9 protein-coding genes are annotated in these 9,890 nt (G+C 61.5%); 4 read left to right on the plus strand and 5 right to left on the minus strand.

Annotated features, from left to right (window positions below; all coding sequences use genetic code 11):
• Nucleotides 1-253: 253 nt before the first annotated feature.
• Nucleotides 254-2,266: an McrB family protein gene (locus tag Q8X51_RS28960; RefSeq protein WP_407694532.1), complete on the plus strand. Its 2,013-nt coding sequence runs from the start codon at nucleotides 254-256 to the stop codon at nucleotides 2,264-2,266.
• The gene (locus Q8X51_RS28965) at nucleotides 2,263-3,594 is read left to right on the plus strand and encodes an McrC family protein (protein ID WP_407694531.1); all 1,332 of its coding nucleotides are present in this window, start codon (nucleotides 2,263-2,265) and stop codon (nucleotides 3,592-3,594) included. The genes Q8X51_RS28960 and Q8X51_RS28965 overlap by 4 nt, the downstream gene beginning before the upstream one ends.
• Here the strand turns inward: Q8X51_RS28965 and Q8X51_RS28970 are convergent.
• From Q8X51_RS28970 to Q8X51_RS28990, 5 genes are all read right to left on the minus strand, one after another.
• Complete coding sequence (locus Q8X51_RS28970) at nucleotides 3,558-4,085, minus strand: sterol desaturase family protein (RefSeq protein WP_407694530.1); 528 nt, start codon at nucleotides 4,083-4,085, stop codon at nucleotides 3,558-3,560. The genes Q8X51_RS28965 and Q8X51_RS28970 overlap by 37 nt on opposite strands.
• Before the next feature lie 111 nt (nucleotides 4,086-4,196).
• Nucleotides 4,197-4,667, minus strand: coding sequence for a response regulator (locus Q8X51_RS28975; protein WP_065927726.1), 471 nt, complete (start codon nucleotides 4,665-4,667; stop codon nucleotides 4,197-4,199).
• A complete protein-coding gene (locus Q8X51_RS28980) occupies nucleotides 4,664-6,979 on the minus strand; it encodes an ATP-binding protein (RefSeq protein ID WP_407694529.1) in 2,316 nt (771 codons plus the stop codon). Before Q8X51_RS28980 ends, Q8X51_RS28975 begins: the two co-directional genes overlap by 4 nt.
• 10 nt (nucleotides 6,980-6,989) lie before the next feature.
• Nucleotides 6,990-7,643, minus strand: a complete 654-nt coding sequence (locus Q8X51_RS28985; protein ID WP_407694528.1) for a response regulator — start codon at nucleotides 7,641-7,643, stop codon at nucleotides 6,990-6,992.
• Nucleotides 7,640-8,818 (minus strand): sensor histidine kinase, encoded by a 1,179-nt coding sequence (locus tag Q8X51_RS28990; RefSeq protein WP_137213042.1) that lies wholly within the window; start codon nucleotides 8,816-8,818, stop codon nucleotides 7,640-7,642. Before Q8X51_RS28990 ends, Q8X51_RS28985 begins: the two co-directional genes overlap by 4 nt.
• Before the next feature lie 164 nt (nucleotides 8,819-8,982).
• Here Q8X51_RS28990 and Q8X51_RS28995 point away from each other — a divergent pair, with 164 nt between their 5' ends.
• Both Q8X51_RS28995 and Q8X51_RS29000 read left to right on the plus strand, forming a co-directional pair.
• Nucleotides 8,983-9,501 carry an SgcJ/EcaC family oxidoreductase gene (locus Q8X51_RS28995; protein ID WP_065927722.1) on the plus strand — a complete coding sequence of 173 codons (519 nt, stop codon included), beginning with the start codon at nucleotides 8,983-8,985 and terminating at the stop codon, nucleotides 9,499-9,501.
• A 139-nt stretch (nucleotides 9,502-9,640) separates the two neighbouring features.
• On the plus strand, nucleotides 9,641-9,890 hold a 250-nt coding region (locus Q8X51_RS29000), incomplete at its 3' end, for a hypothetical protein (RefSeq protein ID WP_407694989.1).

The following is a 9,890-nucleotide window of genomic DNA, read 5'->3' on the forward strand; positions in this document are numbered from 1 at the left end:
CTAGGCATCAGGCGCCGGGAGACAGTGGGTCCGTCATGGACTCTTCAATGCGCCTCCTGGCACGGGCTAGAGCGTAGATAAGGTTGGCGGCGCAGGTGTATGGGCGGCTAGATTTGTTTGTAATAAAAACAATCGCCAAGCAGGCTGTGGAGCAGACGCGCGACTTTCCGTAAACATTTTGACCTCGCTGCTATCCAAGCCTTAAGCACTGATGGCAGTATGAAATCACTTTCAAGGGAAGGAATTTCAGCACGTGGTACCCACCAACTTTACCCATAACCAATTCGCATGCCTGAGCGAATGGCACGAAAAGGTCTTCGACAAGACCGATACCACCCATCGCGACGCTTACAGCCAACTGCGCAACGCCTATGACATCACCAAGCGGTGGGCTGAGACTTTGCAGGAGCGTCTCTTCCCCCAAGGCACCACTAAAACCATTCGCCGACCCATAGACCAGTGGAACAGAAAGTTCGTGGCCTACAACTGGTCGCGTATCTATCCGTACGCGGATGCTCCCCTGGAGCTGGCCTACACCGTAGGCATCGACGCCGTTGACGGTTTCTTCGTCAAGATTGATCTGGTCGACGCCAAACTCGACGATGCCTCCCTGCGCAGGCGCTACGACGAAATCCGTGGGCCTTACCACGACTCGCCGATTGTTGCGCTCATGTCGGCCGAAGAAGGCCTGGCGATAGGCTTCTCGGGAATCATCGAGTGGAGCGCACACGCCATCAACCATTTCCCAATCGGGTACAGCCAAGTGGCCGAACAACTGGGTTTGATTACAACGCCGAACGCGGCGCAACTGTTGCAGCATTTTCAGTGCTGCAAGGATTTCAGAGAACGGCAGCCAAAGTGGAGCAGCGAAATGACGCAGTTGTTTGTGCGTCTTGCCATCGCGGTTCATGGGTTGGGTTTTGACTGGTGGGCCACGAAAGCCACCAACACTCAGTTGGTATTCGGCGGGAAAGAAAAAAGCGCCATTCGGGGATCGACGATGGGGGCACTGTTTGTGCGCTTTGATTGTGTCGAAGTCCGATGGTTGGCGTTTGACGGCCTGGATACCGTGCCGCTGAACCAGAAGTTGAGCCCTGAACTGGTGGCATTGGTTGAAGCGGCCAATGCGCAGAAACAGGGCGTTTCGGCAAAACGAGGCCAGCGTTCCAGCCGCATTGGCTATTGGCCGGATCAGTACCGCATCGAAGAGGTTGTCGCCATGGAAGAGGACGTATTGCTGGGTGACAGTGCGCTGTCTGAGGCCAATATCATCACCCGCAATCAAATCTATTTCGGGCCGCCCGGCACGGGCAAAACCTGGACCTTGCAACGTCTGCTCGAGGCCGACTACCCTTCGCAACGCTTCGAATTCGTTACCTTCCACCAGTCTTACGGCTACGAAGAATTTGTCGAAGGGCTGCGTCCGGTGATTTTCGACAGCACCGCTGCTCATGCGGATGCGACCACCACCGGCGACGTTCGTTATGAGATTAAACCGGGTGCTTTCTTGCGCCTGTGCGAGCGGGCCAGGAAGGACCCTGCGCATCAGTACGCGATGGTGATCGACGAAATCAACCGAGGCAACATCAGCAAGATTTTCGGCGAACTGATCACCTTGATCGAACTCGACAAGCGTGAAGGTGAGGTCAATTCGGTGACACTGACGCTGCCCTATTCAGGCAAGCCGTTCAGCGTGCCTTTGAACGTCGACGTGATCGGCACGATGAACACCGCCGACCGTTCGTTGGCGCTGGTCGATACCGCCTTGCGCCGCCGCTTCGAGTTCATCGAACTGATGCCGGATCCCCGTGTATTGAAGGGTGTCACGGTGTCCAAGGGCGATCACCAGATTGACCTGGAACAACTGTTGACCGCCCTGAACATGCGCATCGAAGCGTTGTATGACCGTGAGCACACCATCGGGCATGCCTATTTCACGCCATTGAAAGGCATGTCCTCGGAGCAGCGTTTCGGGGCGTTGGCCACGCTTTTCAGAACCCGGATCATCCCGCTGCTGGAGGAGTACTTTTTCGACGATTGGCAGAAAATAAGGCTGGTACTGGGCGACAACCAAAAGAAAGCGCCTGAGCTCCAGTTTGTACGCGATGTTGAGTCGGGCAGAGGGGCCACGAACCTGTTTGGTTCGAATGATGAGTGGGACGAGTATGCGCTACGGCCACGCTATAGCCTGAATGCTGACACCTTCAACACACCGCAAGCGTACATCGGTATCTATTCGACGCTATTCAAGCCTGTCGCCGAATGAGTGCCGTACAGATCTTTGAGTACGGCAGGCTGGTGGAGTCTGGCGACGGGGTGAGCGCAACGGTAATCCCCGGGCGCGTATTTGCCTGGCTGGAAGAGCAATGCCTGAAAGCCGACGAGCACGCACCTGCCTGGCTCAGACTGACCAGCCGCCGAGGGCAGCGCGTTATCCAGGTGACCAGCTACGTGGGCGTCCTGCGTGCACCTTGCGGTTTCCAGATCGAGATCCTGCCCAAGATCGGCAGCGAAACATCAGCGTCCCTGGCGCGCCGGAAACTGATCGAGATGCTCAAGTGCCTGCGCGGTTTTCGTCACCTCAAGACGCTGAATGCCGATCTTCAGGCTGACCGAATGCCGCTACTCGAGGTGTTCCTGCAACAGTTTCTCGAGACGGTCAGGCATGTCGTCAGGAAAGGGCTGCGCAGTGATTACACCGCCCGGCAAGCCAACTTATCCAGCCTGCGCGGCAAGCTGGTGATGGCGCGTCACCTCTCGGAGAATCTGGTGCGGCGCGACCGGTTCTTTACCGAGCACGATGAGTTCACTCCGGACCGTGCTGAAAATCGCCTGATTCATGCGGCCCTGCGCAAAGCACTGGGTATGTGCAGCGCGCCCGCCAATCAGCGTCTGGCGCGCGAGTTGTGTTTTGTTTTCGCTGATGTGCCGCTGCCCACCGATGTGGCGCAGGACTTCAAACGCATCCGGCTGGACCGGGGCATGGCATATTACGAACCTGCCCTTGAATGGGCGCGGCTCATCCTGCAGGGCAACAGCCCCGTACCGGGCGCCGGCCAGCATCACGTGCCGTCGTTGTTGTTTCCGATGGAGGCGGTTTTTGAGGCCTATGTGGCGAAGCATCTGGCGCGCCAGTTGGAGGACGGCTTTGGCCTGAAAACCCAGGTCAGCCGCGAGCACCTGGTGGTGCACAAGGACGAGAACTGGTTCCGCCTGAAGCCCGACCTGCTGGTTCAAGAGGGCACGCAGCCGCGAATGGTGCTCGACACCAAATGGAAGTTATTGGATCGCGCCAAAGGCAACCGTTTCGAGAAGTACAAGCTCAGCCAGGCCGACTTTTACCAGCTCCATGCGTACGCCCACCTCTACTTGAAGGACGCCGGGCACGCCGTTCTGATCTATCCATGGACAGAGTCGTTCTGCGAACCCTTGCCCGTTTTCGATTTTAAGAGCGCCGAGGGCTTGAAACTCTGGATCCTGCCGTTTTGCCTTGAGCGCAGTAAATTGCTGCTCCCCGAGGCATCCCCCCTGGGGAGATTTATCAGCACTGAGGGGGCTCAGGCCGGCTCTGCACCCGCCTCAACCCGAATATAAGTGCGAAACACATGGTCCCACAGCGGCGAAGACACACCGAAGTTCTTCTCGATGCCTTTGCGGTGATGCAGGTCGTGATTGGCCACCAATCCCGGAATAAAGGCGTAGGCCCAATGCTGCGGGCGGTGCATCACGTAGTGCAGCGAGATGTAGACGAAATAGCCCGTCACCGCGCCGATAAACGCCGAGGTGAGGCCGATGGACCAGGCGAGCAACAACAGCACGGCGAAGGTCGAACTGGTTTTCCAGCTGGACACGCCGATGTAGGCCAGCACGTCGATATGGTGGGTCCAATGCTCGCGGCGATACAGCGAATGGAACAGGAAACGGTGCGCCGAATACTCCACCAGCGTCCAGGCCAGCAGGCCCGACAGTGCCAGCCAGGGCTCAAAGGGCGCCAGATAGAGGGCAGCTACCACAAACAGCGGAACGGTGAAGAAATCGAGGTAATAAGCAACCGATGACATCAGCCATTTATTGGAAGCAGCCATGCGCGGAATATCCCTGTAGTGCGAAATGGACGGGCGCGGGATTGTCCGGTGTCGGGCCGCCGTATACAACATCCCGGCGTGGCGACGTGGTGGATTTGTGAGCCAATCGCCCTAGCAGCGTCGAATAGCCGTTGATCCGCTACGTTGCAACAACTCAATCCGGTCCGCCGGCACCAGCGTACGCAAGGTCTTGTACAGCACCCGGGTTTCCAGCAGGTTCCATACCCGCAGCATGGTTTCCAGCGCGTCCAGGGGTTTGCTGATGAAGTCCCGGGCGCCCAGGGCCAGGGCACGCAGGCGCGTGTCGCGGGTCGCGTCGGCAGTGAGTACCAGGATCGGCAGGTATTCACCCTGGGGGATGCGCCGGTTGAGTTGCTCCAGCACCGCAAAGCCGTCGAACTCCGGCATGTGCAGGTCGAGGATCACCAGGTCCGGCTCGAAGCTGTTGAACAACTCCAGGGTGCGCAGCGGCTGGGTGCTGCTCAGCACGTTGGTCAGCCCTTCGCGCGCCAGCAGTTGCTCCACCAGGTCGAGGTTCGGGCGTTGGTCGTCGATGATCAGAATACGCAGGTCGAGGTTCACGCGGGCTCCGGAAAAGCTTGGTCGAGGTGGGCGAGAAACGCCGGCACGTTGATCGGTTTGTTCAATACGGCAGTGGCGCCTGCTTCCTGCAACGCCTGGCGGGTAAGGTCGCTGGCGTCGGCGGTGATCATCAGCACCGGTGTTTCGCGGGTGATCGGTGACTGACGCAGGCGTTGCAGCACCTTCAAACCATTGATGTCCGGCAGCGACACATCCAGCAGAATCAGCTGTGGCGCATGCTGCGCGGCGAGGTCCAGGCCCAGTTGGCCTTGCATGCTCGACAGCAGGCGTATGCCGGGCCGACGTTGCAGCAGGGTTTCGATCAGCGCCAGGCTGGAGAGGTTGTCCTCGATGCACAACACCTTGCCCTCGAAGGTGCTGACGACGGGAGCAGGGCGCTTCAATTCGGTGTCGATGCCGGGCGTGGCAATACTCTGGGCGTGGGCCACGCGCACGAAGGGCAGTTCCAGGGTGAAGCGCGAGCCGACGCCGGGCTGGCTCTGCACCTTGAGTCGGCCGTCCATGTTCTCCAGCAGGCTTTTACTCAGTGCCAGGCCCAGGCCGCTGCCTTCCACATTCGGGTCGGCCCCCAGGCGTTCGAAAGGCTTGAACAGTTGCCCCATATGATCGGCTGCGATGCCGTTGCCGGTATCGCACACAGCCACGCTGACTCGTTGTCCACGGATATCGACCTCAAGGCTCACCTGGCCATCGCGCCGGTTGTATTTGATCGCATTGGACAGCAGGTTCAGCAGCACCTGGGTCAGGCGCTGGCGGTCGGCAACGATGCCCGTATCCGCCGCCAGTGCCGGCAGCGGCCGCAACTGCACGCCTGCGTCGGCGGCCATGGGCGACACCAGCGTCAGCGCCTCTTGCAAGGTGCCCGCAAGCGGGATCGGCACGATATTCAACGCCAGGCTTCCGGCCTCGATCTTGGCGATGTCCAGCACTTCATTAATCAGCGTGAGCAGGTGCTGGCCGGCGCGCAGAATATGACCGACATCGGCCTTTTGCGCCTTGGGCGCGTCCATGTCCAGCAGTTGCGCAAAGCCCAGGATCGAGTTGAGCGGGGTCCGCAGTTCGTGGCTCATGCGCGACAGGAATTGGCTTTTGGCGCGGCTGGCGCGTTCGGCTTCCTCGCGGGCGGTGCGCAGGGCGATCTCCGCCGCGCGGCGGTCGGTGATGTCGCGGGTGATCTTGGAAAAACCGCGCAGGGCGCCGGTGCCGTCGTATTGCGCCGTGATCACCACGCTGGCCCAGAACCGCGTGCCGTCCTTGCGGCAGCGCCAGCCTTCTTCGGTGTAATCACCGTTGCGGGTGGCCTCGCGCAACGCCATGTCCGGGTGCTGCGGGCATTCCTGGGGCAGGTAGAACAGCGAGAAATGCTGGCCGATTATCTCTTGTTCGGTATAGCCCTTGATCCGCTCGGCGCCGTTGTTCCAACTGGTGACATGGCCCGCCGTGTCGAGGGCGAAGATCCCGTAGTCCTTGACCCCGTCGATGATCAGCCGCAAGCGTTCTTCGTTGTCGCGCAAGGCGCGTTCGCGTTCGGCCAGCAACAGTCCGGCCTCCACCAGGCTGGTGCCCAACTGGCCGATTTCGTCTTTTTCCGGCGGCTGTGGCAGCAGCGGCGAGCCCAGGGCCAGGCGTTGGGCATTGCGCTGCACATTCTGCACCCGGGCGACAATGCCCTTGGACAGAAACAGCACCGCGACAATCGCCCCGAACAAGCCGCAGATCGCCGCCAGCCAGGTCGACAGCAACAAGCGTTGGCGGGTTTCGGAGGCGGCGGCGCTGCGCTCGGCCAGCAACGACGCCTCAAGGGTGAGCATGGTGCTGATGTGTTGGCGCAGGGCGTCGAGGATGTGCTTGTTGCTGATCAGGATGGCACTGATGGACTCCGGTGTGGCGTCGCTGTCCTTGAGCATTTCCTCCAGCCCGTCGACCTTGCCGTCGATCAGCGGCTTGATCGCGCTGAGCTGCTCGCGCACCCGTTGATCGCGTACGTTGCGGTCCAGTCGGCGCAGGGCCGACTCGATCTGGGGCTTGGCGTTCAGGTAGCTGGGCAGGAAGTCTTCGCGGCGGGTGAGCAGGTAACCGCGCACACTGGCGGCGGCTTCCGCGAGCAGGGTATGCACGGCCTGGATATCGCCTTGCACGCGTAAAACCCGGCGCACATCCTCTTCGGCGCGGGCGGTCTGGCGTTCCGTGGTGTAGATCAGCACCAGGGACAGCAACAGCACCACCAGTGGCAGTGAAATCACCACCAGCGCCTTGCCGCGCAGCGGCAGGTCGGCCCAACGCTTTCTCATTTGGGCCGCCTCATGTGGGTGTCACCAGGCCCAAGGCGATGCCCCGCACGGCGGCCTGGGTACGGTCAGCCGCGCCGAGCTTGCCGATCACCCGCTCGACATGGGCCTTGGCCGTGCCGGTGGTAATGCCCAGGTGTTCGCCGATGGCGCGGTTGCTCATGCCGTTGGCGACCAAGCCGAGGACCTGGCGTTCCCGTGGGGTGAGCGGTTCGCCGGGGGCGGCACCGCTGGCCTGGCGTTCGGTCATGCGCCGCAACAGCCGGGCGCTGACCGCCGTGTTGAGCGCCTCGCCACCGGCGGCCACTTGTTGTAGCGCATGGATCACCTCGGCGCGGCTGGCGTCTTTGAGCAAGTAGCCCACCGCACCGGCATTCATGGCCGCCTCCAGGTACTCGGGGCTGTCGTCCATGGTGAACATCACCACCTTCACCACCGGCAGGCGTTGTTGCAGCAAGCGCGCGGCGCCCAGGCCGTTGAGCCCGGGCATGCGGATGTCGAGGATGACGATATCCGGCAGAAGCTGTTCGCACAGTTCCACCGCCTGCAGGCCATCACTGGCCTGGCCGACCACCTCGAACTGCGGGTGGCCGGCCAGCAGGGAAACAAAACCGGTGCGCGTGACTTCATGGTCGTCCGCCAGCACCAGACGCAGGACGTGGGTCATTGCGGGACTCCAATCAAGTGCGCAGGCACGCGGGCGTGCAGCCGGGTACCGCCGTCGACGGTGCTGACGCAGGTGAAGCTGCCGCCCAACAGGCTGGCGCGCTCCTGCATGGTGGCGAGGCCCAGATGCTGGACGTCATCTGCTGATGGCTCTGCCTTGAAGCCTCGGCCATTGTCGTCCAGCCGCAGGGACGCCTGGCCGTCGTGCAGCGCCAGGACCAGTTGCACTTGACTGGCGCGCGCATGCTTGAGCACATTGTTGATGGCTTCCTGGCCGATCCGGAACAAGGCGATTTCCACCTGGCTGGGTAAGCGCGTCTCACAGTGCGCCTGCCACACCACGTTGATGCCGGCGTCACGCAGGCGGTCGGCTTCCTTATCGAGGGCTTTGAACAAGCCGAAATCATCCAGCACCGTGGGACGCAGGCCCGCAATCAGTTGCCGGCCCTCGCCAACCGAGTGTTGGGCCAGGGTAAGAATCGCCTCCAGGTCGGCGGCCAATGCCTCCGGCAGCGGCGGGCAGCGCCCGGCAAAGCCTTGCAGCCGCTGGTGCAGGCCCGCCAGGGTTTGCGCCAGGCCATCGTGGAGGTCGTAGGCGACGCGTTTGCGTTCGTCTTCCTGGGCGCGGAGCAAGCGGTTGACCAGGTCGGACAGGGTTTTGTCGCGCAGCTTGAGGGTGCTCAGCAGCCGGTCGTTTTCCAGGTGGGCGGCCAGTAATGTGGCGAGCAGTTGCAGGGACTCGCTGTCTTCGTGCTCCGGCGCCCGCAGGCTGACGCTATTGCCCAGCACCAGTACACCAAAGGCATCGCCGTCACCGGCGCGCAACGGCACTTGCAAGACGCTGGGCACGTCCTCGGATGGACGCTCCTGCCAGCACGCCGTGCGCAGGCTGCGGTCGGCGAGGGCGGCCAGGCTGCCCAAGCGCGACGGGTTGCCATGGCGGGCGCTGGTATAGGCGATGCCCTCGGCGTCCCACTCCTGCAGCAGCCCGTGGTCCATGGCCAGAAACGCGCAGGCCCGCGCGAGCACGCGTTCGCGCATGGCGTCGGGGGCCAGTTGGCGCAATTCCTGGCCGGTATCCACCAACAGGCGCAGGCGCGCCGTACGACTTTGCGATTGGCGAAAGTGCGCGCGCATGGCCAGGGCGCTGCCGGGATCATGGGGCGTGTCATGCATGGTTGATGCTCCATTGCTGCGGGCGCGAGGGGGATCTATTAGACATGGTCGGACCCCTTGGGCGCTATCTGCCAAATGGCATAGGTAAATACCTCCGGTTGGCCGATGGCGGCTGGCGGGCAGGTTGGCAAAGTGGCCTCAACGACGACCACTGGAGTAATGCAATGAAATTCGATATCGCCCCGATCGCCCTGATGTTTGCCCTGAGCGTACCGTTTGTTCATGCCGCCGAGACGGCCCCGTATGTCTACCGTGAAGTCGCCCAGGCGCCGGCCAATGTCAAAGACCGCGAGATTGCCGGTTTATTCGACCGCTGGAACAGCGCCCTGCAGACCGGCAACGCGAAATCCGTGGTCGACCTCTACGCGCCGGGCGCTGTGTTGCAGCCGACCGTTTCCAACCAGGTGCGCACGACGCCGGAGCAGATCACCGACTACTTCGACCACTTCCTGGCGCTCAAGCCGGTGGGCCAGATCAACTACCGCGAGATCCGCCAGCTGGGCAGCAACGTGGCCATGGACAGTGGCGTCTACACCTTCACCCTGACCGAGTCGGATGGCAAGGTGCGTCAGGTGCAGGCGCGCTACACCTTCGTCTATGAGCAGGTGGGTGGCCAGTGGAAAATTCTTAACCATCATTCTTCGGCGATGCCTGAAGTACAGGCCAAGCACGCCAAGCAGTAATGGTTGGAGGGAAAATGCCCATCCCTTGGCGGGGATGGGCATTTTTTTGTTGGGGCTGGGAGATTGTTGCTGTGACGGCTCGGGAGCCGACGCCTATCCAACTGATGCCCTGCGACCTAAATGTGGGAGGGGGCCTCCGATGGTCATAGGTATCTACACAACTTTCAGAGGTCTGTGGTTTGCTTCCGTGGCGGCCTTCGGGCCGACCATGTCGTTGGCTTTGACCGAGTACATATCCGTTGCTGCGGTCACGACCACCTATGGTTCCGCTCTTACAGCGGGTCACTTTTGGAAGAGCGCCAAAAGTAACCAAAAACGCTTCGCCCCAACACTCGGCACCTCGCCTAGGCTCGGTGTGCCCTCACTCCGGCTTTGGAGCGTGGGCCGCC

Source organism: Pseudomonas sp. Yb2C2, from assembly GCF_052112325.1.
Taxonomy (GTDB): Bacteria; Pseudomonadota; Gammaproteobacteria; order Pseudomonadales; family Pseudomonadaceae; genus Aquipseudomonas; species Aquipseudomonas marginalis.

Bases quoted from the DNA above. Each gene is read 5' to 3' on its own strand.
- Q8X51_RS28995 (WP_065927722.1), top strand. From the start codon at position 8,983: ATGAAATTCGATATCGCCCCGATCGCCCTGATGTTTGCCCTGAGCGTA.
- Q8X51_RS28980 (WP_407694529.1), bottom strand. From the start codon at position 6,979: ATGAGAAAGCGTTGGGCCGACCTGCCGCTGCGCGGCAAGGCGCTGGTG.
- Q8X51_RS28965 (WP_407694531.1), top strand. From the start codon at position 2,263: ATGAGTGCCGTACAGATCTTTGAGTACGGCAGGCTGGTGGAGTCTGGC.
- Q8X51_RS28985 (WP_407694528.1), bottom strand. From the start codon at position 7,643: ATGACCCACGTCCTGCGTCTGGTGCTGGCGGACGACCATGAAGTCACG.
- Q8X51_RS28970 (WP_407694530.1), bottom strand. From the start codon at position 4,085: ATGGCTGCTTCCAATAAATGGCTGATGTCATCGGTTGCTTATTACCTC.
- Q8X51_RS28990 (WP_137213042.1), bottom strand. From the start codon at position 8,818: ATGCATGACACGCCCCATGATCCCGGCAGCGCCCTGGCCATGCGCGCG.